The 25,003-nt window shown below is 39.3% G+C and carries 26 protein-coding genes and 1 rRNA gene; 10 read left to right on the top strand and 17 right to left on the bottom strand.

The window, feature by feature from the left end; genetic code table 11:
• A 16S ribosomal RNA gene (locus ACIQXV_RS01950) occupies positions 1 to 294 on the bottom strand; the annotation flags it as partial.
• Between the two features lie 267 nt (positions 295 to 561).
• Positions 562 to 1,437 (bottom strand): nucleotidyltransferase-like protein, encoded by an 876-nt coding sequence (locus tag ACIQXV_RS01955; protein ID WP_402955268.1) that lies wholly within the window; start codon positions 1,435 to 1,437, stop codon positions 562 to 564.
• Between the two features lie 151 nt (positions 1,438 to 1,588).
• Between ACIQXV_RS01955 and ACIQXV_RS01960 the strand changes: the two genes are divergently transcribed.
• Complete coding sequence (locus ACIQXV_RS01960) at positions 1,589 to 1,942, top strand: YgzB family protein (protein ID WP_402955271.1); 354 nt, start codon at positions 1,589 to 1,591, stop codon at positions 1,940 to 1,942.
• Between the two features lie 107 nt (positions 1,943 to 2,049).
• Here ACIQXV_RS01960 and perR read toward each other — a convergent pair whose 3' ends face one another.
• From perR to ACIQXV_RS01995, 7 genes are all read right to left on the bottom strand, one after another.
• Positions 2,050 to 2,487 (bottom strand): peroxide-responsive transcriptional repressor PerR, encoded by a 438-nt coding sequence (gene perR, locus ACIQXV_RS01965; RefSeq protein ID WP_402955274.1) that lies wholly within the window; start codon positions 2,485 to 2,487, stop codon positions 2,050 to 2,052.
• 102 nt (positions 2,488 to 2,589) lie between these two features.
• A complete protein-coding gene (locus ACIQXV_RS01970) occupies positions 2,590 to 3,144 on the bottom strand; it encodes a cob(I)yrinic acid a,c-diamide adenosyltransferase (protein WP_402955277.1) in 555 nt (184 codons plus the stop codon).
• 300 nt (positions 3,145 to 3,444) lie between these two features.
• A complete protein-coding gene (gene bcp / locus ACIQXV_RS01975) occupies positions 3,445 to 3,915 on the bottom strand; it encodes a thioredoxin-dependent thiol peroxidase (RefSeq protein WP_402955280.1) in 471 nt (156 codons plus the stop codon).
• 86 nt (positions 3,916 to 4,001) lie between these two features.
• Positions 4,002 to 4,304 carry an ion channel gene (locus tag ACIQXV_RS01980; protein ID WP_402955283.1) on the bottom strand — a complete coding sequence of 101 codons (303 nt, stop codon included), beginning with the start codon at positions 4,302 to 4,304 and terminating at the stop codon, positions 4,002 to 4,004.
• 166 nt (positions 4,305 to 4,470) lie between these two features.
• Positions 4,471 to 5,256 carry an ABC transporter permease gene (locus ACIQXV_RS01985; RefSeq protein ID WP_402955286.1) on the bottom strand — a complete coding sequence of 262 codons (786 nt, stop codon included), beginning with the start codon at positions 5,254 to 5,256 and terminating at the stop codon, positions 4,471 to 4,473.
• A gap of 3 nt (positions 5,257 to 5,259) precedes the next feature.
• Positions 5,260 to 6,051, bottom strand: a complete 792-nt coding sequence (locus ACIQXV_RS01990; RefSeq protein ID WP_402955289.1) for an ABC transporter permease — start codon at positions 6,049 to 6,051, stop codon at positions 5,260 to 5,262.
• Positions 6,044 to 7,060: an ABC transporter ATP-binding protein gene (locus tag ACIQXV_RS01995; protein WP_402955292.1), complete on the bottom strand. Its 1,017-nt coding sequence runs from the start codon at positions 7,058 to 7,060 to the stop codon at positions 6,044 to 6,046. Before ACIQXV_RS01995 ends, ACIQXV_RS01990 begins: the two co-directional genes overlap by 8 nt.
• A gap of 163 nt (positions 7,061 to 7,223) precedes the next feature.
• Between ACIQXV_RS01995 and ACIQXV_RS02000 the strand changes: the two genes are divergently transcribed.
• The 3 genes from ACIQXV_RS02000 to ACIQXV_RS02010 all read left to right on the top strand — a co-directional run bounded on the left by ACIQXV_RS02000 (position 7,224) and on the right by ACIQXV_RS02010 (position 14,747).
• On the top strand, positions 7,224 to 8,519 hold the full coding sequence (locus ACIQXV_RS02000) for a glutamate-1-semialdehyde 2,1-aminomutase (protein ID WP_402955295.1): 1,296 nt from the start codon (positions 7,224 to 7,226) through the stop codon (positions 8,517 to 8,519).
• Between the two features lie 315 nt (positions 8,520 to 8,834).
• Positions 8,835 to 13,304, top strand: coding sequence for a glutamate synthase-related protein (locus ACIQXV_RS02005; protein ID WP_402955298.1), 4,470 nt, complete (start codon positions 8,835 to 8,837; stop codon positions 13,302 to 13,304).
• A gap of 366 nt (positions 13,305 to 13,670) precedes the next feature.
• Entirely contained in the window at positions 13,671 to 14,747 is a 1,077-nt protein-coding gene (locus tag ACIQXV_RS02010; RefSeq protein WP_402955301.1) for an FUSC family protein, read from the top strand.
• A gap of 209 nt (positions 14,748 to 14,956) precedes the next feature.
• Here the strand turns inward: ACIQXV_RS02010 and ACIQXV_RS02015 are convergent, their stop codons facing one another.
• The 5 genes from ACIQXV_RS02015 to fabL form a co-directional block, all read right to left on the bottom strand.
• Positions 14,957 to 16,723: an ABC transporter ATP-binding protein gene (locus tag ACIQXV_RS02015; protein WP_402955304.1), complete on the bottom strand. Its 1,767-nt coding sequence runs from the start codon at positions 16,721 to 16,723 to the stop codon at positions 14,957 to 14,959.
• Between the two features lie 77 nt (positions 16,724 to 16,800).
• Positions 16,801 to 17,331: a nucleoside tri-diphosphate phosphatase gene (gene ntdP / locus ACIQXV_RS02020; protein WP_335521962.1), complete on the bottom strand. Its 531-nt coding sequence runs from the start codon at positions 17,329 to 17,331 to the stop codon at positions 16,801 to 16,803.
• Between the two features lie 198 nt (positions 17,332 to 17,529).
• A complete protein-coding gene (locus ACIQXV_RS02025) occupies positions 17,530 to 17,787 on the bottom strand; it encodes a YgaB family protein (RefSeq protein ID WP_402955308.1) in 258 nt (85 codons plus the stop codon).
• Between the two features lie 222 nt (positions 17,788 to 18,009).
• A complete protein-coding gene (locus ACIQXV_RS02030) occupies positions 18,010 to 18,237 on the bottom strand; it encodes a gamma-type small acid-soluble spore protein (RefSeq protein ID WP_402955311.1) in 228 nt (75 codons plus the stop codon).
• A 76-nt stretch (positions 18,238 to 18,313) separates the two neighbouring features.
• Complete coding sequence (gene fabL / locus ACIQXV_RS02035) at positions 18,314 to 19,063, bottom strand: enoyl-[acyl-carrier-protein] reductase FabL (RefSeq protein ID WP_402955314.1); 750 nt, start codon at positions 19,061 to 19,063, stop codon at positions 18,314 to 18,316.
• A 116-nt stretch (positions 19,064 to 19,179) separates the two neighbouring features.
• Between fabL and ACIQXV_RS02040 the strand changes: the two genes are divergently transcribed.
• Positions 19,180 to 19,365, top strand: coding sequence for a hypothetical protein (locus ACIQXV_RS02040; protein WP_402955316.1), 186 nt, complete (start codon positions 19,180 to 19,182; stop codon positions 19,363 to 19,365).
• A gap of 37 nt (positions 19,366 to 19,402) precedes the next feature.
• Here the strand turns inward: ACIQXV_RS02040 and mutY are convergent, their stop codons facing one another.
• Entirely contained in the window at positions 19,403 to 20,494 is a 1,092-nt protein-coding gene (mutY, locus tag ACIQXV_RS02045; protein WP_402955319.1) for an A/G-specific adenine glycosylase, read from the bottom strand.
• 124 nt (positions 20,495 to 20,618) lie between these two features.
• On the opposite strand from mutY, the gene ACIQXV_RS02050 reads away from it, so the two are divergent.
• Both ACIQXV_RS02050 and ACIQXV_RS02055 read left to right on the top strand, forming a co-directional pair.
• Positions 20,619 to 21,599, top strand: coding sequence for a metal-dependent hydrolase (locus tag ACIQXV_RS02050; RefSeq protein WP_402955321.1), 981 nt, complete (start codon positions 20,619 to 20,621; stop codon positions 21,597 to 21,599).
• Positions 21,600 to 21,931: 332 nt separating this feature from the next.
• The gene (locus tag ACIQXV_RS02055) at positions 21,932 to 22,102 is read left to right on the top strand and encodes a small, acid-soluble spore protein K (protein ID WP_149869100.1); all 171 of its coding nucleotides are present in this window, start codon (positions 21,932 to 21,934) and stop codon (positions 22,100 to 22,102) included.
• Positions 22,103 to 22,388: 286 nt separating this feature from the next.
• Here the strand turns inward: ACIQXV_RS02055 and ACIQXV_RS02060 are convergent, their stop codons facing one another.
• Positions 22,389 to 22,712 (bottom strand): YfhH family protein, encoded by a 324-nt coding sequence (locus ACIQXV_RS02060; RefSeq protein ID WP_402955326.1) that lies wholly within the window; start codon positions 22,710 to 22,712, stop codon positions 22,389 to 22,391.
• Between the two features lie 88 nt (positions 22,713 to 22,800).
• On the opposite strand from ACIQXV_RS02060, the gene ACIQXV_RS02065 reads away from it, so the two are divergent.
• On the top strand, positions 22,801 to 23,478 hold the full coding sequence (locus ACIQXV_RS02065; protein WP_402955329.1) for an SDR family NAD(P)-dependent oxidoreductase: 678 nt from the start codon (positions 22,801 to 22,803) through the stop codon (positions 23,476 to 23,478).
• A 9-nt stretch (positions 23,479 to 23,487) separates the two neighbouring features.
• Here the strand turns inward: ACIQXV_RS02065 and recX are convergent, their stop codons facing one another.
• Positions 23,488 to 24,297, bottom strand: coding sequence for a recombination regulator RecX (recX, locus tag ACIQXV_RS02070; protein ID WP_402955332.1), 810 nt, complete (start codon positions 24,295 to 24,297; stop codon positions 23,488 to 23,490).
• A 187-nt stretch (positions 24,298 to 24,484) separates the two neighbouring features.
• Here recX and ACIQXV_RS02075 point away from each other — a divergent pair, with 187 nt between their 5' ends.
• Positions 24,485 to 24,619: a YfhE family protein gene (locus ACIQXV_RS02075; protein ID WP_402955335.1), complete on the top strand. Its 135-nt coding sequence runs from the start codon at positions 24,485 to 24,487 to the stop codon at positions 24,617 to 24,619.
• A 108-nt stretch (positions 24,620 to 24,727) separates the two neighbouring features.
• On the top strand, positions 24,728 to 24,907 hold the full coding sequence (locus ACIQXV_RS02080) for a YfhD family protein (RefSeq protein ID WP_402955338.1): 180 nt from the start codon (positions 24,728 to 24,730) through the stop codon (positions 24,905 to 24,907).
• Positions 24,908 to 25,003 lie beyond the last annotated feature (96 nt).

Genomic DNA, 25,003 nt, shown 5'->3' on the forward strand with positions numbered 1-25,003 from the left:
TACGCATCGTCGCCTTGGTGAGCCGTTACCTCACCAACTAGCTAATGCGCCGCGGGCCCATCTGTAAGTGTCAGCCGAAACCGACTTTCAGCTTTTCCTCATGTGAGGAAAAGAATTATCCGGTATTAGCTCCGGTTTCCCGAAGTTATCCCAGTCTTACAGGCAGGTTGCCCACGTGTTACTCACCCGTCCGCCGCTAACCAATGGGAGCAAGCTCCCAAAGATTCGCTCGACTTGCATGTATTAGGCACGCCGCCAGCGTTCGTCCTGAGCCAGGATCAAACTCTCCAAGAAAGTTGATTAGCTCAAAAAAGTTACGTTGGCTTAGCTTCATAAGAAGCTAATAATTTATTGTTTGTTGACGTTTTTGTTTGTTTAGTTTTCAAAGAACAATTTTTATCACATGTCGTAAGCGACTTTATTAATATAACACAAAGCTTTTTACATTGTCAATAACTTTTTTAAAACCGCCACTCGCGAAAGTTTTTTGAGATTGTTTCGCAGCGACGGTTATTAATATACCAAGTAATCTATAAAAGGTCAATACGTTTTATTGTTTTTTTAAGATAATTTTTTATTCACCTGATAACAACGGTGAAAAACCCCGTGCCCCTTTGTTTCCACATTAACAACATCTAATAAATGTTTTTCAATCAAATACTCGAGCAGTACTGCCATATCAACAGAGTAAGGAATTAATTCTATTTCGTTCATGATCTCATTAAACAACCAATATTCCTTACGACTTAGAACATCCAATAAATGCGCAGTTCCGATATTTGTTCTGGAATGAATCATAAACTCACTTGCAAGGAACAGAAGTTCAAGTCTTTTCTCAAGCGTTTCTTCGCTATTCACGAGTTCTTCATATAACTTAAAGATTTCCGGTTCTATTTGCTTTACTTGATGCCAAACAGTAAGTTCAGGATGAAGACCATTTTCTATCACGGCTAATCTTGCAAGATGGTGTAAAGAATGTACAACATGATTATACGCATCTAAAAATTGTTTACCTTCAAATAGCGCTTTTCCATCTACATAACGACGAATTAGTTTTGCAAATTCTAATCCCATTTTGATCTTTCGTCCATTAAAAGGAAATTCCCGCAGTTCCGTTTTTAAATTGGCAACATATTCGTTCCGATCAAAAAGGATTTTGGCCTCATGAATCCATTCAAATATTTTTCGATTCGTGCCAAGTAATAGCCATTCCTGGAGCTGTGATTCTGCAATGACGTGCATGGCAGCCTTCTTATTGCTATACGTATAGTGTTTAATAAATAATGGACGGTCTGCCTCTTTAACGATGATTAATAATATGACATCAAATGTATCTGTAATTTGACTTGATTTTTGCTTTTTTTCAATCACCATGACTCCAAGTGTATTTGATTGACTCGCCCTTTCTTGGTAAATGGGCCGAAGGATGTCTTCCATTCATCATTCCTCCAATTTTTTCAGGTAGCTTTATATGTTCGACATTGAAACCTAATTTCCTTCTTTCATCTAAGACAAATTTCGACATTCTTTGCGTAGTGTTTTTTCTTAGAATATAAATTATGGTATAGTTTCTCTAGGAGGGAGTTATATGGCAAAATATTCGAGTAAAATAAATAAAATCCGTACCTTTGCATTATCTTTAATTTTTGTTGGGTTTATAGTTATGTATGTTGGAATCTATTTTCGTACTTCACCAATTATCATGACCATCTTCATGCTTTTTGGTCTACTTTTTATTATTGCGAGTACAGCCGTCTATTTTTGGATTGGAATGTTATCAACTAAAACGATCCAAGTAAAGTGTCCAAACTGTGGGAAACACACAAAAATGCTTGGCAGGGTGGATATGTGTATGCATTGTCGTGAACCATTGACCCTAGACGCTAAACTTGAAGGACATCAATTTGATGAATCGTACAATAGTAAAAACACAGGAAAATAAAATGAGGATGACCAAGACCCTATCGGCTTTTAGCCTTAAAGGTTTGTGTCACCCTCATTTTTTTCTTATCCAAAAAGGAATTTTCATTTGGCCATTGACCCAACGAATTAATGCACTTCTTTACTTGCACATTCTGGACAGGAACCGTAAATTTCCATACGGTGATTTTCAATTTTAAAGCCCGTCACATGCGAAGCAAGGTGTTCCACTTCATCAAGGCCCGGATAATGAAAATCAACAATTTTGCCGCACTTTTCACAAATAACATGATAATGGTGCGAGGTGACAAAATCAAAACGGGCTGATGCATCACCATAGGTTAATTCCTTTACAAGACCTACTTCACGAAATACTCGTAAATTATTGTAAACTGTTGCCACGCTCATATTAGGGAATTTCCCTTCAAGGGCTTTATAGATTTCATCTGCTGTAGGATGTGACATCGAGTTTATTAAATATTCAAGTATCGCATGACGTTGCGGAGTAATTCGCACCCCAGTATCTTTCAAGGTATCCAACGCTTCTTTTAACTGATTCATCGTCATGCACCTTCTTTCTAAAAAATATTCTTAGATTATAATTGTTATAATTAATTTTACTAAGTTATTTATACTTTTGTCAATATTGTAATCTCATATAAGAATAAATTAACTTTTTGAATGCAAGGCATGTTCGCTTGCCCCTAATTTCTGATTAACATAACGTGCAGTTACAAACAATAAATCCGAAAGTCGATTTAAATAGGCCAATACTAATGGATTCGCATCTTCACCCAACGAAACCGCACATCTTTCTGCCCTCCTTGCAATTGTTCTTGCTACATGAAAAGCGGCACCTGCTGGATGACCGCCTGGCAGGATGAAATTGGTTAATGCTGAAAGTTCTGTGTCCCATTCATCAATGTGGTTTTCTAATTCCTCAATATCCGTAGCAGCAAGTGACCACTTCACTTCTTTTCCTTTTGGCGTAGCCAATTCCGCTCCCACATGAAAAAGATTTGTTTGTATTTTATGATATACATTTTCAATTATTTCTTTCCCTTGAAATTTTTCCTTATATAAGTGACTCAATGCAAGGCCAATCATTGAATTAGTTTCATCACAGGTTCCATATGCTTCTACCCGCAAATCGTCCTTTGCCACCCTGGTTCCATATATAAGGGAAGTTGTTCCCTTATCACCCGTCTTTGTATAGATTTTCATTTTTATTCCCCCTTTAAAAATAATAACGTTGTTAACATAGCTTTTATACTTATGTATTCAAAGTCCTACTTCTAATATGTTTTTATCCTTTTATTATAAAAAGTATTTATTATCTTCATCATAACACCTGAATTTATATTTATATAACTCGAAATTGTGAAAATCCTCTTTCCACAAAAAAAAGGGTCACGATGGACCCAAAAAGTTTATCTGAGGAGGTATGCCCTAATAAAATGATATTCAATTTGCCGGTTCTTGCATTGGACAAATGCCTTTGCTAAAGAAAATGGGCCCTAAAAATTAACTTAGATTTTCACGTATGTATGTTAACGCTTCCTCAACATGCCCTTTCACTTTGACCTTTCTCCATTCTTTTACCAGTCTGCCCTCTTTATCAATAATAAAGGTAGATCTTTCGATACCCATATATTCTTTACCGAAGTTCTTTTTTAACTTCCAAACACCATAGCTTTCAGCAACTTGATGATCAATATCAGCCAGAAGTAAGAATGGCAAACAATATTTATCAATAAATTTTTGATGGCTTGACACTGGATCTGGACTTACTCCCAGTACTACTGCATTCACATCAGTAAATTGTTGAATCTGGTCACGAAAATCACATGCTTCAGTTGTACAGCCAGGAGTCATGTCCTTTGGATAAAAGTAAAGTACAACGTTTGTGCCACGGAAATTCGCTAAATTTATTGTCTCTCCATTATTCGCTTCTAACTCAAAATTAGGAGCTTCCATCCCTATTTCAACTGTCAATTTTTATCACTCCAATTGTAAAATATTCCTTTCTACTAGCGTAACCAATCTTTTCAGATAAAACAAATATATTGCAAAGAAATGGTTTATTTTTCCCTGTTTAACATGACTCTAGCAACAAATGCCGCGGGCAGTGTATAACCAATTAATGCCTCGATCACGGCAATAAATCTTCCGATTCCTTGTGGTAGCACATCTCCATTGCCTACAGAAAAAAGTGTCATAGCGCTAAAATAAAAACTTGTTTCAAAGATGTTATTAAGATGATGGGCGTTCACTTCTTTAAGCAGTGGCATCCCGATTAAATTAAATAGAAGATAAATTAATCCAAAACCAATGATAATGGTTAGATAGACTGTTCCTAAATAAAGAAAATTTTCAACCGACACAAATTTCCCTCTAACCGTGTTAGGAATAAATAACGTTCGTAAGCTCATAAAGATGCAAAAGATAACGATAGGAAGCAAAAAATAGAACACTTAAGACCACCTCTTATTCAGCGTAAGTTATTCTATTTCTATGCTTGCTTGGACAATAAAATATCCAGGTATCTTGTTAATTCCCTGCCCCCCTGTATTTCTTTACCCCTTGATTCCACAGGAGTACCGACAGGATAAAAAAGATGACTCCGATTACCGGTGTTAAAAACGAATACCAATACCACTCCTTTTTTTCAAGAAAAAAGGCAGCAGGGTACACACCAACAAAGGCAAACGGCAAAACCCAGGTTAATACAAACCGAATGACATTATTATAAATATTCACCGGATATCTGCCATAATTGCTAATATTATACATCATCGGCATAAGGGATGTCCGTGCATCAGCCCAAAAGCTAATGCAAGCAAGCATAATGAAAATCCCGCCATAAACCAGCGCCCCGCCAATGACGAAAATAACGAATAAAAAAGGATCATACCAATCCACCTTCAGTCCAAGCCGATAACCGGCATAAACCATGATGGCCAGTCCCGTAATCGACCCTAATAATGACTCCAATTCCAGTCGTTCTAGGATGATTTGAAAAAGACTATGGATCGGCCTTGTTAAAATCCGGTCCAATTCGCCCCGCACGATATAACGTTCATTAAAATCCCAAATATTAAAAAAGGCAGAAAAAACGGCAAATGGAACAAGAAAAAATCCATATATAAAAATAATTTCATCCCTGCTCCATCCATGCAGCAAATTAGTGTGCCCAAAAACGACAAGAATGAAGATAAGATTAATTGCCTGTGAAAGCAAATCAGAAAAGAACTCGACGAACAAATCTGCACGATATTGAAATCTTGTTTTTAAATATTGCGACATATATTGAAAAAACATCGAAATGTAAAACATGGCTTAACCCCCTTGAATAATCAGCTGTTTTTTTGCCGAACGCCAAAGCAGATAAATCGGCAAAGTGAGAATGATCACCCAAATAAATTGCTGTCCAATTGCGGCAATTGCCTGCGGATGTGAAAAGCCTTTGGTAAAGATCATACTTGGGGTATAACTGATCCCTTGAAAGGGTAAATATTTCATGATATTTTGTGCCCATCCCGGAAAAAAGCTGATAGGAAGAAGTAGTCCGGAAAACAAATCAATAACCACTCGCTTCGCCCGGATTAGACCTGAATTATTATATAAGAAGAAAGTGGTAATTCCCGTTAATAAGTTTAGCTCTGTATTAATGAAAAAACTTAACAGTGTAGAGACAACGAATAAACCCCAAACACTTGGTTCCCCCGTAAATTGGATTGGAAAGACAAAATACACAATGATAAGCCCTGGAGCCGAAAAAAAGAATAGTCTAAAAATACCTTCCCCTAACCCTTGCATTGTTTTCATTCCAAGATAGTTATAGGGTCTAATTAATTCAATGGCTACTTTACCTTCCATTATCTCTTGTGCCATTTCACGATCAAGGTTGTTGAAATAAAAGGCTCTTGCCATCCAGGATACTGCCACATAGGAGGTCATTTGAACAACCGTAAGCCCCTCTATTTGCTCCTTCCCCCCATAAATGGCGGTCCATAAAAAATAATAGGCGCCAATATTAATGCTATAAATAAGAATCCCTGTATAATAATTTGTCCTGTAAGCAAGCATCATGAGAAAACGGATTCTAATCATTTCTAAATATTTATCCAACTTCCACAGCACCCTTTTCATAAATATTACGAATGATTTCTTCTGTCGAAGTTTCATTTATTTTTACGTCTTTAACTGTAAAAGCTGCGACGACCTTCGCAATAACCTGTGAAATAAGTTCATCGTTATCATCCAAGGCCGCTGAATAAATTTGCTCCTTTTCGTCCAAATTCCATTCAAGCGGCAGACCAACAGTAAGCTTCTTGAGCGCCTCGAAATTAACGTTCTCCAAAAATTGAAATTGGAGTTCCTTTCGATCTCCCCATTTCTCCTTTAATTCCCTAAGTGCGCCGTCATAGATTACCTTGCCTTCATCAAGCATAACAACCCGCTCACACAATGCCTCTATATCGGAAAGGTCATGGGTTGTCAGTAGGATCGTAGTATTGTATTTCTCGTTAATTTCCTTTAAAAATTCACGAATTTTTAACTTCACTAATACATCAAGGCCGATGGTTGGTTCATCTAAAAAAAGCAAGGGTGGGTTATGAATTAATGCAGCTGCAAGCTCACAGCGCATGCGCTGGCCAAGAGACAATTTACGAACCGGCTTATCAAGCAGCGGTTCTATGTCTAATGTTTTAATCACGTGGTTCATATGGTCATCATACTGTTCATCGGATACCTTATACACCTTTTTTAAGAGGCGAAACGATTCCTGAACTGCAATGTCCCACCATAATTGGGAGCGTTGGCCAAACACCACTCCTATTGTCTGGACAAATCTTTCTCGCTCTTTATGAGGATTCATTCCATTCACGATGATTTCCCCGGAAGTAGGAGTTAAAATCCCGGTCAGCATTTTAATTGTAGTTGATTTTCCTGCGCCATTCTCACCGATATAACCTACCATCTCGCCTTTTCCTACGGAAAAATTTATATCGTTTACCGCTGGCACTACTTTATAATTCCGCGTTAACAAGTCTCTAAAAGCACCTTTTAAGCCAGTCCGGCTGGAATAGGCTTTAAACTCTTTTCGTAATTTTTTTACTTCAATCACATTTTCCATTGTTTTTTCCTCCTGAAGCATTGCCCTAATTAATTAGTTTAGCCAAATCGTGATGGCAACACAACTTTCCCGTATTCAGCAAATTTTCGAAAATATAAAACACATAGAAGTCAAAAAAAATAGTGCTAAAATAAGAAAGAAAACATTTAAGGAGGAAACCCCAGTGCATTTTACAAAGTCAGAACAAATACATAATGAAGCAATAGAACATATTGTCGGTGGAGTTAACAGCCCATCAAGATCCTTCAAAGCGGTTGGCGGCGGTGCTCCTGTTGTAATGGAGCGTGGACAAGGAGCTTACTTTTGGGATGTCGACGGTAACCAATATATCGATTACCTTGCAGCATATGGGCCAATTATTACCGGCCATGCCCACCCACATATTACGGAAGCAATAAAACGTGCCGCAGAAACCGGCGTCCTTTACGGAACTCCAACACCACATGAAGTAAAATTCGCTAAAATGATAAAAGAGGCCATTCCGTCTCTGGATAAAGTTCGTTTTGTTAACTCTGGGACAGAAGCGGTAATGACCACAATCCGTGTTGCCAGAGCCTATACCGGCCGTGATAAAATTATCAAGTTTGCCGGTTGTTATCATGGTCACTCTGATCTCGTCCTTGTTGCTGCGGGTTCTGGTCCTTCAACACTTGGAACACCAGATTCCGCCGGAGTTCCAAAAAGCATTGCCCAAGAGGTGATTACGGTACCATTCAATGATATCGAACCACTTAAAGAGGCGTTAGAAAAGTGGGGCGACCAAATTGCCGCTGTTTTAGTGGAGCCGATTGTCGGAAACTTTGGGATTGTCGAGCCTAAACCCGGCTTCTTACAGCAAGTCAATGACCTTACCCATGCGGCAGGTGCACTAGTCATTTATGATGAAGTGATAACAGCTTTCCGTTTTATGTATGGCGGTGCCCAAGATTTATTAGGCATTTATCCGGACTTAACTGCGCTTGGAAAAATAATTGGCGGCGGCCTTCCAATAGGCGCTTACGGTGGACGTAAGGAAATTATGGAAACAGTTGCACCACTTGGGCCAGCCTATCAAGCCGGAACAATGGCCGGTAACCCCGCTTCCATGCTTTCCGGTATCGCTTGCCTTGAAGTGCTAAAACAAGAAGGAATATATGATTATTTAGATCGATTAGGTGCGATGCTGGAAGATGGAATCTTAGCGGCAGCCAAGGAATATGATATCCAGATTACCATTAACCGATTGAAGGGTGCCTTCACCGTTTATTTTACAAATGAAACGATTGAAAACTACGAGCAGGCTGAAAACACTGATGGTGAAATGTTTGCAAAGTTCTTTAAGCTGATGCTAAAGCAAGGAATTAATCTTGCACCATCAAAATACGAAGCATGGTTCCTGACCATCGCTCATACAGAAGAGGATGTTGAAGCAACATTACACGCAGTAAGAAATGCATTTTCTTCGCTAAAGTCCGAATAAATATGCATTTTTTATGCACACAAGGGAGTGGAAATCACTTCCTTTTATTTTTAACTTTGATTGAAAACGGTTACATAGACAACTTTATCCCGTGAAACCGTCAGTTTTTTTTTCATTTCCCCTATCCAAAATAATGTATATTTATTTGATTTCTGAAAATTCTTATGATATTATTAGATTATTATTTTTCTTTTAGCCCTTTACTATAATACCTCGTTAAAGTAACAAATTTTTTACACTAAAAAAGTATTTCTATTCTAATAGTTTCATAGGAGGTGAAGCGGCTTTAGCGGTGAACCGATGAAGCCCAACTGAATGACACAAAAATGGACCCCTTCCCTATTTAAAGACTTCCATAAACATGAACACGATGCATGTGGAATAGTAGCTTGCCTTGAAAAGAGCAAAATCCCGACAAGAAAGAATATTTTTGACTGTATTGATGCTCTTGTGACCATGAATCATCGCGCCGGCTTTATTAACGGTGAAGGTGATGGTGTGGGAATCCACATGGATATTCCAACCGATCTTTGGAAGGAAAAGCTTTCCAAGAAAGGCCTCGATCCGCAGCTTGCTGAAAAAGAAGAATTTGCTGTCGGCCATGTCTTTATCAGCCAAAAGGTTAACTGGGAAGCAACGAAACAAGAATTAGTAGAAAAGTTAGCCTATCATGATTTAGAGTTAGTTTTTGAAACCATTGATGTTACTGACTCTTCCGCCCTTGGTCCAATCGCCATCCAGGAAAACCCTGTTTTTTGGCAATTTGCTTGTCTTTCACCTAGAAAAAACCGAGAATTAACGAAGATTCTTTTCGATACTTTAATTGATTTTGAAATCAATGAACATGTCCATGTAGCCTCACTAAGCCAAAATCATGTTGTCTATAAAGTAATGGGTGCCGGAGATATTCTTCCCCGTTACTATCTTGACTTAGCAAATCCACTAGTTGCATCAACCATGACATTAGGTCATAATCGTTATTCTACGAACACTCTATCAAGCTTTTTCCGGGTACAGCCGTTCAGTGTCCTTGGGCATAACGGAGAAATCAATACCATTTCAAAACTGCGCGATGAAGCGCGAATGATAAGGGTACCGCTTGTAAAGGACGGTAGTGACTCACAGGATTTAAGCCGAACCATGGAAACATTAATTTGCCGTGAAGGATATACTTTATTTGAAGCAATGGACCTCTTGTTTCCGCCAATTATTAATGAAATTAAAGCCTACCCTGAACACCTGCAAGATTTATATACGTATCTTCGTGAAGCATGGGGACACTTTGCCCAAGGACCAGCAGGAATTATCTCGCGTTTCGGAGATGAAGCAGTATTTAGTGTTGATGCACTTGGCCTCCGTCCTCTTTGGATGCTGGAAACAGAAAGCTCATACTTATTTTCCTCTGAACCTGGGATCATTCCTTCCTCAGAGTATGTAAACGATCCAAAGCCATTGGCACCCGGTGAGAAGGTTGGGTTTAAGTGGAACGATAAAAAATTAGAGGTTTACGAGCAAAATCGTTATCAAGAAGAAGTATACCAGCGCTTTTCTGTGCGCTTAACTATTGGCGAATCAAGGTTCCGTTTACAGCCGCCATCCTTAACTAAAACCGTTACAATGAATTATCCTGACAAAATCCATAATGGACAATATAAGGCCTTTGGATGGGAACGGGATCATATTCAGTTAATCGAGCAAATGGCTGAAAAAGGTGTGGAACCAATTCGTTCCCTAGGTCATGACGCTCCACTCGCAGCCCTAAACCCTGAACGAGTGAATATCGCTGATTATATTAAAGAAAGTGTTGCTGTCGTTACCAATCCGGCAATTGACCGCGACCGGGAAACAGAGCATTTCTCTACGCGTGTCATTATTGGTAAGCGGCCAACATTATTTTTAAAAGAAAAAACAGTAACGGTAATGGAGTTAACTGCACCACTTCTATTAGAAGGTAAAGCCGGCTTTACTTGTTCAGAGAGCATAGGGCAGCCTAGCTTTGATCAAGTTGTGCAGCATTTCCAAGAGAAAAAACTAGCCACATATCTATCTACTACGGTTAAAAAGGACGAAAATGTAGAACATGCTTTGGAAAGACTTTCAATGGAAGCTGTTCAGGCTGTTCATGCTGGGAAAACATTACTAATACTTGATGATGCAAAATCCCATCAAGAGGATTTTTATTGGATTGATCCTCACCTTATAACGTCGGCAATTGACCAAGCGCTAGTCAAGGCTGAATTAAGAAGAGAATGCTCTTTGCTGTTACGCTCAGCCTCCATTCGCTCGCTCCACGACATTATTACTGTCTTTGGACTTGGAGCAGATTTGATTAGCCCATATTACATGTTCTTAACGGTTCTTGACGAATCACCAAAGCCGTTACTGAACCTTTATAGTGCTCTAACGAAGGGCCTGGAAAAAGTAATCTCGACAATTGGTATCCATGAGCTCCGCGGTTACGGAAGACTCTTCTCAAGCATTGGTTTACATGAAGAAATTGCTAATGTTTTAAACATCGTTAACTTTTTTGGTTCAAAAGAAATTGAATCAGATTTTGAAGCGATGAAGCTCGATGCTTTTAAAAGAGCTGAAGATTACCAGAATGAAAAAGAAAGAATCGGTAAAACCTTTCACCTCTTCCCGCGTATTTGGAAAGCAATCGGTGAGGTAGCAGCAACGGGCGACTACAGTGTTTACCGTGATAAAATCTCAGAGCAAGAAACAGAAAATCCAACCACCATCCGCCATTTGGTTCAGCTAAAAAAGGGTAATAAGCAATTAGCTCCAAGTGATGTCAATCTTCATGTCGGTGATCATGATTTACCGTTTATTATTTCTTCGATGTCATTTGGTTCGCAAAATGAAACAGCATTTAGGGCCTATGCTGAAGGGGCGGATCGGTTAAATATGGTCAGCCTTAATGGTGAAGGCGGTGAGATCAAGGATATGCTCGGCAAATATCCGAAAACGCGCGGACAGCAGATTGCATCTGGCCGGTTCGGAGTTAATGCGGAACTGTTAAACTCTTCTAATCTATTAGAAATTAAGATTGGCCAGGGGGCGAAGCCTGGTGAAGGCGGTCACTTGCCTGGATCAAAGGTTACAGCAAAGGTTGCGGAAGCACGTAATGCAACGCTTGGTTCTGATTTGATTTCACCATCAAACAACCATGATATTTACTCAATCGAAGATTTAGCGCAAATGATTCTTGAATTAAAAACAGCTAATGACCAGGCAAAAATTGCTGTAAAGGTTCCAGTTGTGCCAAATATCGGAACAATCGCAGTAGGTATTGCGAAAGCTGGTGCAGACATTATAACCTTAAGCGGTTTTGATGGTGGTACTGGTGCTGCAAGGATCCATGCTCTACAGTACGTCGGATTGCCGGTAGAAATTGGTGTAAAGGCTGCCCATAATGCCCTCTTAGAGAGTGGACTCCGCCATAAAGTAGAAATATGGGCCGATGGCGGCATGAAGAGTGCGATGGATGTTATCAAGATCATGCTTCTCGGGGCAAACCGGGTCGGTTTTGGAACATTGTCAATGCTTGCAATCGGCTGTACGACCTGCCGAGGCTGCCATTTGGATACATGCCATGTCGGGATTGCCACCCAAATTGAATCAGAGGCACAAGCGAAGGAACATGGATTAAGACGCTTTGTTCCAAGACAACTCGAATTAGCCGTGCAAGGAATCATGAACCTTTTTACAGCTTTTGGTACAGAATTAAAAGCTCTCGCTGGTTCATTGGGAATCAGAAATTTGCAAGATGCTGTTGGACATTCCGAATTATTGGAGCAAGTAAAGGGAGAGCACCAGCTTAGCCTTTCCTATCTGTTAAAACCTTTGGAAATTAGCCAATTTGTAAAAGTAGGAGCTTCGAAATCAATCGAAGAAGTTCAAATGCAGGTAGCGGCGGGAGCTGAATATCTTGATTCAAGTGTGGATCAGCTCCTTTCCTCACGCGAATTCGAAAGTGTGACGTCTGAGCAAAGGGTGTTAGGGAGCCGTGTTTCCTGTCACCGTGTCCGCGGAAGATTAGATGGTTCCTACAAGCAACTGCCGTCTGTACAGCTTAAGTATAAGAAAGGTTCCATTCCAGGAAACGGCTTAGGCGCTTATAATAGTGAGGGCATCGAGATCACTGTCAATGGAGGCGGTCAAGACGGAGTCGGAAAAACTTCCTTTGGCGGTAATATTCATGTTCTTAAGTCTAAAGGAAAAAATGGTCTTATGCTTAATGGTTCTGTAGGAAAAGGTTTTGGATATGGCGCTCAAAAAGGGCTGCTTGTTGCTCAAGGAAATGCCGATGCCCGCGCTGGAATACGTCTCTCTGGAGCTGATTTAATTATCGGCGGCGGGATGAAAAAACCGCTCCCAGCAACAGAAGCCGGAAACATTGGCGCAAATTCTAATATTAAAGGATTTGCCTTTGAATATATGACAAACGGCCGTGGATTAGTGTTAGGTGACCCAGGACCTTGGATTTGTGCCGGTATGACCGGTGGTGTCGTTTATGTCCGCCATCAGCCTGAAATGGGGCTGACGAAGGATGCGATTAAAAGACGTGTTGCCAAAGGTGCAAAAGTATCTGTCATTGAATTAAATGAAAAAGGCATACAGGATATTAACGAGCTTTTAGGTCAATATACTAACCTGCTTGAGCAAAATGGCCAGTCCGATGAAGCAAACCAGCTTCGTAGCCTTTTAACCTGCCCGGAAAATCACTTTGTGCAAATTCTTCCTGTTAAAGAACAGGCAGATCCATCAGTTTCTACAGAATAAGAAATGCGCAAACGCCCTGGTCAGCAGCGTATGGCCTGGAGCGCTCCAACTGAGATAAAGGAAACACGAAGAGCCGGAGGCGATTCGATGTTGACTTATCGTAGGGCGGAGAGCGAAGGACACTAGCTGCTAGGGCGCTGGAGCTGGACAATTCTCAAAGTCAATATTTATACTTTCTTATTTAATGATATTGAACGTCCGCTATTATAGCGGACGTTTTTTGGGTACATAAATTTGTAACAATTTGAATACTAATTTCATATACTTTCTCTTGATTAAATGGTTAAATCCATGTATAGTACATATTTGTTCTTTAATGAGCAAAATAAAAAAATAATCATTATATTTGAAAGGAACTCATTTGGAATGAAGTTAGGTGCCCGCATTTTTAAAACGGGAATAGCTATTGTTTTATCCCTCTATTTAAGTCAGTTGCTGCATTCACCTTCGCCGGTATTTGCTGGGATCGCTGCTATATTTGCGATTCAACCGACCATTTACCGCTCCTATTTGACGATTATTGAACAAATTCAAGGAAATATCATTGGTGCATTGCTGGCAGTTATTTTTGTACTTTTATTAGGGAATCATATTATTGTTATCGGTTTGGCTGCTATTATTGTCATTATTATTAATCTTAAGCTTAAACTAGAGAATACAATTGGACTTTCGCTGGTAACATTAATTTCGATTATGGAAACACAGAGTGGAAGCTTTATTCAGTTTGCTGGTATCCGGTTCTCGACCATCATGATAGGAATATTTTCGGCATTTTTAGTCAATCTCGTGTTTATGCCGCCAAAGTATGAAAATAAGCTTTATTTTAAAATCGTCAATACAACTGAGGACATTATTAAGTGGATCCGCTTAAGTGCACGTCATGACTATGATCATCAACTTCTTAAAACAGATATTAAGAAATTTAAAGAAAGCATCCATATAATGGATCAGTTTTATACGTTGTACAAGGAAGAGCGAAGTTATTTTAAAAAGAATAATTTAGAAAAATCCAGAAAGCTGGTTATTTACCGACAATTTAATTTAACAGCCAAAAGAGCGCTGGATACATTAAAAAGACTGCATCGTTTTGAAAATGAGCTGCTGCATCTTTCAGAAAATTTTAAGCAATCGGTACAGGATCAGTTAGATAGCCTTATTTATCATCATGAACAGGTTCTACTCAGATTCATTGGGAAAATTCCCACCCCACCTCCGTATGCTGAAGAAAATGTTTACTTGAATAAAAAGGAGCTATTTGACTTCTTTTTAGCCGATCAAAGGGAATCTTCCGACGATAATAATCCGCATCTTTTTCATACGATGCAAATCATCGCCTCCATTATTGATTATGGAGAGCAAGTTGAACATCTTGACACCTTGATAACCAGCTTTCATTCCTATCATCACAACGAAGTATCGATTGAAGAAGAAAATCATGAATAATAAGAAAAGCGGAAGCGCCCTGGTCAGCGGCGTATGGCCTGGAGCGCTCCAACTGAGATAAAGGAAACACGAAGAGCCGGAGGCGCATTCGTGCTTGACTTATCGTAGGGCGGAGAGCGAAGGACACTAGCCACTAGGGCGCTGGAGCTGGACAATTTTCAAAGTCAAAATTATACTTTCTTATCTAATAAAAAAGAACCCGAGGCAGATTATTCTGCTTCGGGTTCTTTACTATCTAGTTGCTGCACCTGAAATAAATTATAATAATTTCCTCGCTTGGCCATTAGTTCCTCATGTGTCCCGACTTCAACGATTTGGCCGTGTTCAATCAGGATAATCCGATTGGCGTGTGTAATCGTCGACAACCGATGAGCGACAATAAAGGTTGTTCGATCCTTTGCCAGTTCCTCTAACGATTCTTGAATTAAATGTTCGCTTTCTAAATCCAGCGCTGACGTTGCCTCATCCAAAATTAAGATTGGCGGATTTTTTAAAAATACCCTGGCAATCGCTACACGCTGTTTCTGACCTCCGGAAAGCTTCACACCTCTTTCACCGACCTTGGTGCTGTAACCATCTGAAAGGTTAAGGATAAATTCATGGGCATTTGCTGCTTTAGCCGCCTGATATACTTCTTCTTCTGTGGACTCGGGCTTTCCTAATAAAATATTGTCCCTAACTGATTCGCTAAATAAAATATTATCTTGAAAAACTACCCCAATTTTATCTCTTAGCGTTTGAACCTTAAACTGTCGGATATCCACGCCATCTAAAGTAATTCTTCCTTTTGTCACATCGTAAAAACGGGGTATCAGGCTGACAAGACTAGATTTCCCACCACCGCTCATCCCGACAAGCGCAATTGTTTCTCCCCTTTTGACATCTAAATTAATCTTTTTTAAGACCATTTCATCTTCTTTGTCATAAGAAAAAGAAACATCTTCAAAAGAAATATCGCCCTTTACCTCACTGCAGACTCGGGCATTTGGGTCATCAATAATGTCATATTTCTCATCTAAAAATTCAAATACCCTGTCCATTGAAGCAAAGGATTGCGTGATGGTGGTGGATGAATTCACCAACCTTCTTAATGGGCTATACAGCTTGTCGATATAGGCAAAAAACGCAACCATGGTACCGAGTGACAATTCATCCTGAATAACCAGATAGGCAGAGTAACCAATGACAATCAAAGGGGCAATATCTGTAATCGTATTAACTGCCGAAAATGACTTTGCATTCCAGCTTGTGTGCTGTAATGCTTTATCTAAAAAGTTTTTATTCTGTTTATCAAACTGTGTTTGTTCATATTCTTCAATGGCAAAGCTCTTGATGACCGGCATCCCCTGCACTCGTTCATGCAAATAGCTCTGGACCTCGGCAAGAGCTTGCGAACGTTTCCTTGTAAGGCTTCGGAGCTTTCCAAAAAAGAACCGAATGGAAAAGGCGTAGAGAGGGAATAGCAGAATTGATACGACTGTTAATTTAACATTCATGTAAAACATAAGAATAATAGCAATAATAATAGTTGCAATATCAAGCCAAAGGTTCATTAATCCTGAAATAACAAATGTCTTTGTCTGCTCCACATCATTAATCACACGTGAAATAATTTCCCCTGCCCTTGTGTTTGAATAATACTTAAAGCTTAATTTTTGAATATGGGTGTACATCGTATCGCGAATATCATATAAAATTTTACTTGCCGTCCACTGGGCAAAATATTGGCGGTAATATTCTATCGGTGGTCTTAGGATGACAAAAACAACAATCATGACACCCATAATGAGCATTAGTTTATTAATTTTCTCATCATGGGATAAGCTGTGATTCCCAACAATATCATCAACCACGTACTTAATCAGCATGGGAATGATCAGCGGGATGGAAAATTTAATAACCCCGATTATGACCGTGCCAATAATCTGCAGCCGATATGGTTTTACAAATTGAAGGTACCTGCGAATGCTGCTCAAGTAAATGTGCCCCCCTTACATTTTATTAATCAACATACGAAAACCTGTTGATAAAAAATCAACAGGTCATTAGCTATCTAACGTCTATATGTTAAATAACGTTCATACCAAATATCTATAAAATCTGGTGCAAACGGGCCATTTCTCTGCCGAATCCATTGAATCAATTTTTCCACATTTCTTTTTAAAATTTGATCAATCACATCTGGATAATTCATTTCACGGCGATGGCGTTCATACTCATCCTCGTCTAGTAAATTAAAGGTCATATCAGGATACACCTTGATATCAAGGTCGTAATCAATATACTTTAGTGCTTCACCGTCAAAAATAAACGGAGAACTAAGATTACAGTAATAATAAATGCCGTCTTCACGAATCATTCCAATTACATTAAACCAGTACTGTGAGTGAAAATAGCAAATTGCCGGTTCCCTTGTAATCCATGTTCTCCCATCTGATTCTGTAACAAGTGTGCGGTCATTTCCACCAATTACCAAATTCTGTGACCCTTTTAATACGGTTGTTTCTTCCCAGACGCGATGGATGTGCCCATTGTGCTTATAGCTATGTATTTGCATTGGTTCACCTTCGATGGGTACGCCCATGTTCTCCCCTACCTTCATTCCTGAACGCTTTGCAACCTATTCTTAAACCCTTAATAATTTTCGACAAGAGGTAACAAAGTAAAATTCCTATTTTTTATTATTATAACGGTTAAGAACAGAATTTAAAACAAAAGAGCCACAATTAGGTGGCTCTTTGTAAAAATTTGCGAATTTTTTTCAGCATTTTTAGTTCTGAAACTAGATAGAAGCGGTTAAGTTCATTTCTCGATAGGAATTAATGACCTCTTCTGTCTGCTTTCCAAAAATTAATTGAATCTCTTTAAGCTCTTTTTTCATCAGTTGAATGTCGTTTTGGACACTTTCAAGGTCAGTAGCATTTTGCAATGTCTGGAGTTCCTCTTCGATTTGTTGACAACGCTCAAGCTCAGTTTGAAGGTACAATAATTTTTCCATTGTCGCCATTTGTTCGGAAACTAATCGGTTAAACTGATCCATTTCCCTCACCGCCTTATTTTTAAGCTACTATATGTATTCTGTAATAACTACTTTTTTCCTTTGACTACTTCTGTAAAACTAGGGGAAGTTTTGTCGAAAAAGCGAAAAGCGGAAGTGCCTTGCTCTGGGGCTGCAGCTTAAAAAGTAGAAAAGCTAAAACACTTTGAATTACAGGAAGAAGGCACTCTTTAACGAAAAAGAGCGCCTCCTATTTAAGTATGATTAGTCTTGACCAAATTGACCTGCGTTTTGGTTTTTACGAGCTTCTGCAGCTTGGTTTTGCTTTTTTACTTCTTGTGCATTTGTTTCGCTCGCAAATTCAGTACCAAATTGACCAGCAGCACCTGCACCAGCACCTGCACCTGCACCTGCTTGAGCATTTTGTTGTCTTACTTCCTGGATGTTCGTTCCAGCTGAAGTTTTGTTAGGCTGTTGATTGAAATTTGCCATAGTTATCACCTCCACGAATATAATGTATCCCTGCTCCGTGGAGATTATCCCTAAAATTTTATTATTTAAAAATAACTTATACGAGTAATGAAATTCCTCCATCAACAATGATGGTTTGCCCCCTGATCATACTCGATTGATCTGATAGAAGGAACATGACGCTATTGACCATGTCGTCAATTTCAACCATTCTTCCAGCTGGGGTTTTTTCTTTCGCTTCTTGAAGCAGCTCTTCTCGATTTGGAAAATGCTTTAATGCTTCAGTATCAACTGCACCGCCGGAAACAGCATTGACAATAATATTCTTAGGTGCCAATTCTACTGCTAAGTATCTTGTTAACGCTTCTAGAGCTGCCTTAGAAACACCCACTACCGTGTAATTTTCCAAATAACGAATCGACCCAAGAGAACTGATGCTGACAATTTTTCCGCCACCGTTTCTTTCCATCAATTTTGCTGCTTCTTGGGCACAGAATAACAGGGCTTTACTATTAATATTCAAGGTCCAATCCCAATGAGACTCTTCTAGTTCCATAATTGGGCGCTGCACGCCCGAAGCAGCATTATTGACAAATATATCTAAACGGCCATACTCCTGTTCGATTTGAGCAAACATATCTTTTATTTTAGCGACATCACCCACGTTGGCTTTTACAATTAAAACCTTTCTCCCTAATGCTTCAATTTGTTCAGCAACCTCAAGGGCAGACTTTTTACTTCTTGCATAGTTTATGACAATATCATATCCTGCTTCTGCTAACCTTAGTGCTGTTGCCTTGCCAATTCCTCTACTGCTTCCAGTAATTAGTGCCACTTTTTGTGTCATTTTTTCTTTTCCCTTCTTCATTCAAGTAATGGTACTATTTTATCTTTTCCACGTATAGAAGACAATTAAAATAAGACACTAAGGGCAAAATAACAATTGAGAGGCGGGTGAAAGGTATGTATGGTGGACGTGATATGACGGAGCTATCGATGATGGCTAAATCTGATTGGCAGGATACCGAGCTTGCTTTTTTTCATCATTCCTTGCAGCAAATTGCCCCCTATTTAAATAGTGAAGGGCAGACTATCCATCGCGAAATTATCGAAGAAATTGAAAATCGCGGCGGCATTAATCAGCAATAAGAGAAATAGACCGCAGGTTTAAGCAGCGGTCTATTCTTTAAAGACTTTGATATAGTTTGAACATTTTTTGATATGGGACAGGGAAAGCATATTCTTTCATTTCTTCAAAGGAAACGAGCTTCCACTCCTCTGTTTCCTGAAATTTGGCGTTAATTGTCCCAGTGTATACCTTCATATTCCAAACTAAATGTGAAAACACATGATCAACTTGACCGATGGTCTGCTCAAGTTTGATTTCAAATTCATGGTTTTGATTAAAAAGGTTAACAGCGTCCTCCCGGCTGTTTTGTATTGGATGATGGAGCTCGATAGTGGGGAACTCCCATAAATTCGCGAGCAGCCCATTTGCGGGGCGCTTGTGAATGACTATTTTTCCAGTTGAATCAGTTATTATGGCTGCAGCAAGTTGAACGTCACGTGTTTTCGCCTTTTTCGTTTTGACCGGCAGCTCGTTCTGCACTCCTTCAAAAAAAGCGTGGCAATGATCACTTACCGGACATAATAAACAAGAAGGAGATGTAGGTGTGCAAACTAATGCCCCTAATTCCATTAATGCCTGATTAAACGAGGATGGATCTTCGTGGGAAATTAATTCACGGACTGCTTTTTCAAAAATCTTCCGAGACGAAGGTTTAGCAATATCTTCCCAAATCGTAAGAATTCGTGATAAAACCCTCATCACATTTCCATCAACGGCAGGCTCTGGGATTCCGTAAGCAATACTTAAAATCGCACCAGCGGTATAGGGCCCGACCCCTTTCAGTTCAGCAATTTGCTTCGGTGTATTTGGCACTTCCCCGTTGTATTTTTCCTTTACTTCCTTAACCGCAGATTGCAGGTTTCTCACCCTTGAATAATATCCAAGCCCCTCCCATGCTTTAAGCACTTTATCTTCATCTGCATCAGCCAAATCATCGATCGTAGGAAACCAGTCAATAAAACGATTAAAATAAGGAATGACTGTATCTACTCTTGTTTGCTGCAGCATAATTTCTGATACCCAGACTTTATAGGGATCCTGGTCTTTCCGCCACGGCAAGTCACGCTGTTCATTTTTAAACCAGGAAATTAAATCATGTTGAAAAGCATTTATATTGATTTTTTCTGAATTTTCTTGTTCAATTAACATAACTTTTTTGCCTCCATTTTGTTAAACAATACGAAAAAAGGAAATATAATAATAAGACATTTTCGTTTTACAATAATCTAGATTGGTTATTTTGACAAGAATTTATTGAAGGAGGATTTTCCTTTTGGATACAGGAACTCATGTTGTAATGGGCATTGCCCTTGGCGGTCTTGCAACCCTTGATCCATCCGTTGCTGCTAGCCATGCTACTGCAACCAGTGTGTTAATTGCCACGATTGCAGGTTCGCAAATACCGGATATTGATACTGTATTAAAATTAAGAAATAATGCGATTTATATTCGGAATCATCGTGGAGTTACTCACTCTATACCAGCTGTATTATTATGGCCGCTTCTCATTGTAGCTGTCGTTTATCCTTTTTTTCCGGACGCCAATCTATTCCATTTATGGGCTTGGACGTTTGCAGCTGTGTTCATCCATGTATTTGTTGATATCTTTAATGCCTATGGTACTCAAGCACTAAGACCCTTTTCATCGAAGTGGGTCGCTCTAGGGGTCATTAATACCTTTGATCCGATTATTTTCGGAATTCATATCATCGGGATTATTATTTGGCTTATAGGGGCAAACCCGGGTATTACCTTTTTACTGATGTATGCCGTCATTATTGCTTATTATATCAGGCGTTATCAAGCAAAGAAAAAAGTTTTGTTTGAGGTAAGAACCATTATTCCCGATGCTACTGATATCATTATTGCGCCGACAATGCGATTTCATCAATGGAGAATTGCTGCCATGAATAAACAGCAATTTTTTGTAGGAAGGGCAGCTAAGGATCAAGTGGAAATCCTGGACCGTTTTAACCGTGTACCAGTACCTAAAACACCGGTCATCGAAGCGGCCAAAAAGGATAAGAATCTTTCAGCGTTTTTATCTTTTTCTCCTGTTTACCGGTGGGAAGTCGATGAATACAATGATTTTTACGAAGTCCGTTTTATTGATTTGCGCTATCGCAGTAATGGCCACTACCCGTTTGTGGCGGTTGTCCAATTAGACTGTGACTTAAACCCAATCAGCTCTTATACGGGCTGGGTGTTTAGCGAAAAGAAATTACGGAAAAAATTGAGTATTATTCCTAGTTAAGAAAAGCGCAAGCGCCCTGGTCAGCGGCGTATGGCCTGGAGCGCTCCAACTGAGATAAAGGAAACACGAAGAGCCGGAGGCGATTCGATGTTGACTTATCGTAGGGCGGAGAGCGAGGGACACTAGCCGCTAGGACGCTGGAGCTGGACAATTCTCAAAGTCGAAATTTATACTTTCCTATTTCTTATAAAGCGATGACATGTGGTCATCGCTTTTTTGCCATTTTCTTTTAACATAAGCCTCGTTCAAAGCGTGAATACTAACAGTACGTGGTAAGCATTGAGAATGCTTTGCTTTTCACGTTTTTCTCATTCCCTAATTGGAGGTAAAGCATGAGAAATAAAGAAACAGGATTCCCAAATCAAAATAATAACAAGCTTGAGGGAGAGCCAAGAGCGAAGGCAGAATATGCTTCAAAGAGAGCTAATGGTACAATTAATACCCATCCACAAGAGAGGATGCGCGCCTCTGGGGAGCGCGATGATGAATCCCCTCAATACTAAAAGAAAAGTGGAAGCGCCTTGCTCAGGGGCGGCAGGCATAAGACGAGCCGGCGAGAAGGCTGCTCTTTAGTCTTCTTGACGGATTGACCGAAATGTGGAGGCGACTGTTTTGGGACGAAGGCGTAAGACGACCACTGCAAGAAGGCGCTTTTTGCCTTCTTCAGGGACGGCTTACGACTCGAGTCCCAAGGAGCCGCAACTAGACACGCTTATGACCCCGAGCCCCTAGACGTTAGAACTGGACAAAAAAAGAAAAGCCAGAGAACGAATTCTCTGGCTTCTCTCTTTATTTTAACCATTTTAACAAAGAAATCGGTAGTGCCTCTTCTTTTCCATCGCCTTTTAGCCTGTAACCCCAAGCAAAAACGCCATTCATATAATCAATTTTAAAATATTGGCCAGGATCCCCTTCAATCTCATAAATTTCCCCTGGTTTAAATGAGTCCGGGTTCATTAGATATGCCCTTGCCATTTGTACCTTTCTTTCAAGGACAGCAAATTCATTTACCATTCCCAATTGCTCTGCTTTCCTTGCCTTTTCTTGAAGGGTCGCAATCTCTTGTCTTAATTCATGTTCAGTCAATTCACTATAACGTTTCTCCTGCTGCATCACATTCACTCCCATTTACCCTTTTATTTTAGTATAGTAATATTTGTACATTTAATAAAGGTATAACATATTTAAAGGAGACTAAACAATGAGAACAATCATTATTACTGGAGCAGGATCGGGTCTAGGTAAGGAATTGGCTCTTCTTTTTTCGCAAAAGGGCTATAACCTTTTGTTAGCAGGGAGGACAACTGAAAAATTAATTTCGGTAAAACATGAAATTGAGTCGGCTGGAGGAAAAGCAGATATTATTCAATTAGATATTCGAAACAATGCAGATGTTATCCAGAAAATGGAGGAAATTAGCGGGACATACAAAATTTTCGGCTTGATTAATAATGCGGGAGTTGGTCACTTTGGACCATTTACGGAAATAAATGAGCAGCAAATTGGCGAAATGTTAGATACGAATGTTCTAGGAACCATCTTGATGACAAAGGCAATCCTGCCTTTTCTAAAACAAAATGGCGAGGGGCAAATAATGAATATTATCTCAACCGCCGGTTTGCGTGGAAAATTGAATGAAGCGGTGTATGTTGCAAGCAAGTTTGCAGTTAGGGGATTTACCGAAAGCCTGCAAAAGGAATACGAAGAAAGCAGTATTAAGTTTAATGCTGTCTATATGGGCGGCATGAACACCCCATTTTGGGATGAAAGCGACCATATTAAAGATAAATCCCGCCTCAGATCGGCAAAGGAAATCGCAGAAATCATTATGGATCAATTGGATCAAGATTCAATCATAATAGAAAACAAAAACTCATGACGTTTATTGTCATGAGTTTTCTATTTCCATTAGGAACCGTTCAATTAAATCCATCGAAAAGCCTTTCCGATATAAAGCTTGTTTCATCTTTTGTTGATACTCAAAACCATCGAATTGAGAAAATTTCCGATGGGCCTTTTCACCTTGATATCTGATGGCATCCATTTCCTCATCAGCCTCTTTAGATACTTCTGTTTCATTCATAGCAATAGAAATCACTTCAAAGGAATACCCCTTTCTAAGCAGGACATTCTCAAGCTTTTGTTTTAGAACTTTGATTGATTCCTTTGCATTCTTTTGAAAAAACTTCTCACTTATCTTAGCAGCCTTTTCAATTTGCTGCTCTAAAGGGTATTCCTTTAGCGCTAGAAGAAGAGTCCTCTCTTCAATTCCTTTTTCCTTTAATTCCATTTTAATTACATTTGAGCCTTTATCGGTCGTATTGGCTTGCGTCCTAACGTAGGCTAAAGCAAATTCCTCGTCATTAATGTATTTTTGAGCGGTCAATCTATGTATGACTTCCTCGATGATTGGTTCGTCCAATTCTTTTTTAACAAGGTGATCCTTTATCTCTTTTTCAGATCTCATTCTTCTAGCCAAATAATTGACGGCTACATTGTAAGCCTTGCGAATGTCGTCTTGATATTGAATTTCCATGAAAGAAAAATCATCAAGCTCCATTCCTTTTTTTAATTGAAATTTGATTAATACATCGCTGTCGACACTAAACGCAAATTTCTCACCCTTGCCATAATCCATGAACACATTAAAACGATCTTGATTTTTCTGCTGTGTGGTGATTTTTGTAATAACGGCCATTTCATTCACCTCAAAATTACTTTACCATATTTTTCACAGCCAGCACGATTTAAAAAATTTTTTACCAAAAATCCGTATCATTCCATTCCAAAAAGGCAAAAATGGAAATAAGTACATATAGTGCTTTATATTTTTTCCAATTAGCTTGATGACGATTGACTATATTATGTTGAAAGGAATGAGCAAAATGGCAGAAAAGAAGAAAAAAGATAAGGATAGAGGTAAGTATACACTTTCAAGCATGCAGGAAGTATCTTATCAGCGGGAATTTAAAATGGCAGATCGCGCCGGCGGCTTTCATGATAGAAAAACAAGGCTTTAAATTGATTTAAAGTTTTTTCCACTAATGAACCTCTTCCTAACTGTAAAAGCTAGTATTGGGAGCGTTTCTTGCTCCTTATCGTTTTTACAAATGAAAGGGGTTTTTATAATGGGTCGTTCACGTGGACATGGAAGCCGCGATAAAAACAAAGCGTCACTTCCACAAGTGCCGAAAAACATGAAATCAGATGGAATCGATGTAGAATATTCACAAGAATTAGCGGATAACGCAGACTTGGAAGCACAGGCACGTTCAAATGCCGCTAACCAGCGCGTAAAAAGTCGTTAGAGGTAAAAAAAAGTCTTCAAACAAAGAGAAGCAGGATTGCCCTGCTTCTCAAGCTTATTAAAGGGGGAAACTTGTAAGTTCTATCGAGAGGTTTAC

This window comes from Neobacillus sp. NPDC097160 (assembly GCF_044762155.1).
In the GTDB taxonomy this organism is placed as follows: Bacteria; Bacillota; Bacilli; order Bacillales; family Cytobacillaceae; genus Neobacillus.

Excerpts from the sequence above, each read along its gene's own strand:
- ACIQXV_RS01955 (WP_402955268.1), bottom strand. The coding sequence starts at position 1,437 with ATGGAAGACATCCTTCGGCCCATTTACCAAGAAAGGGCGAGTCAATCA.
- ACIQXV_RS01960 (WP_402955271.1), top strand. The coding sequence starts at position 1,589 with ATGGCAAAATATTCGAGTAAAATAAATAAAATCCGTACCTTTGCATTA.
- perR (WP_402955274.1), bottom strand. The coding sequence starts at position 2,487 with ATGACGATGAATCAGTTAAAAGAAGCGTTGGATACCTTGAAAGATACT.
- ACIQXV_RS01970 (WP_402955277.1), bottom strand. The coding sequence starts at position 3,144 with ATGAAAATCTATACAAAGACGGGTGATAAGGGAACAACTTCCCTTATA.
- ACIQXV_RS01985 (WP_402955286.1), bottom strand. The coding sequence starts at position 5,256 with ATGTTTTACATTTCGATGTTTTTTCAATATATGTCGCAATATTTAAAA.
- ACIQXV_RS01995 (WP_402955292.1), bottom strand. The coding sequence starts at position 7,060 with ATGGAAAATGTGATTGAAGTAAAAAAATTACGAAAAGAGTTTAAAGCC.
- ACIQXV_RS02005 (WP_402955298.1), top strand. The coding sequence starts at position 8,835 with ATGACACAAAAATGGACCCCTTCCCTATTTAAAGACTTCCATAAACAT.
- ACIQXV_RS02010 (WP_402955301.1), top strand. The coding sequence starts at position 13,671 with ATGAAGTTAGGTGCCCGCATTTTTAAAACGGGAATAGCTATTGTTTTA.
- ntdP (WP_335521962.1), bottom strand. The coding sequence starts at position 17,331 with ATGGGCGTACCCATCGAAGGTGAACCAATGCAAATACATAGCTATAAG.
- ACIQXV_RS02025 (WP_402955308.1), bottom strand. The coding sequence starts at position 17,787 with ATGGATCAGTTTAACCGATTAGTTTCCGAACAAATGGCGACAATGGAA.
- ACIQXV_RS02030 (WP_402955311.1), bottom strand. The coding sequence starts at position 18,237 with ATGGCAAATTTCAATCAACAGCCTAACAAAACTTCAGCTGGAACGAAC.
- fabL (WP_402955314.1), bottom strand. The coding sequence starts at position 19,063 with ATGACACAAAAAGTGGCACTAATTACTGGAAGCAGTAGAGGAATTGGC.
- ACIQXV_RS02040 (WP_402955316.1), top strand. The coding sequence starts at position 19,180 with ATGTATGGTGGACGTGATATGACGGAGCTATCGATGATGGCTAAATCT.
- mutY (WP_402955319.1), bottom strand. The coding sequence starts at position 20,494 with ATGTTAATTGAACAAGAAAATTCAGAAAAAATCAATATAAATGCTTTT.
- ACIQXV_RS02055 (WP_149869100.1), top strand. The coding sequence starts at position 21,932 with ATGAGAAATAAAGAAACAGGATTCCCAAATCAAAATAATAACAAGCTT.
- ACIQXV_RS02060 (WP_402955326.1), bottom strand. The coding sequence starts at position 22,712 with ATGCAGCAGGAGAAACGTTATAGTGAATTGACTGAACATGAATTAAGA.
- ACIQXV_RS02065 (WP_402955329.1), top strand. The coding sequence starts at position 22,801 with ATGAGAACAATCATTATTACTGGAGCAGGATCGGGTCTAGGTAAGGAA.
- recX (WP_402955332.1), bottom strand. The coding sequence starts at position 24,297 with ATGGCCGTTATTACAAAAATCACCACACAGCAGAAAAATCAAGATCGT.
- ACIQXV_RS02075 (WP_402955335.1), top strand. The coding sequence starts at position 24,485 with ATGGCAGAAAAGAAGAAAAAAGATAAGGATAGAGGTAAGTATACACTT.
- ACIQXV_RS02080 (WP_402955338.1), top strand. The coding sequence starts at position 24,728 with ATGGGTCGTTCACGTGGACATGGAAGCCGCGATAAAAACAAAGCGTCA.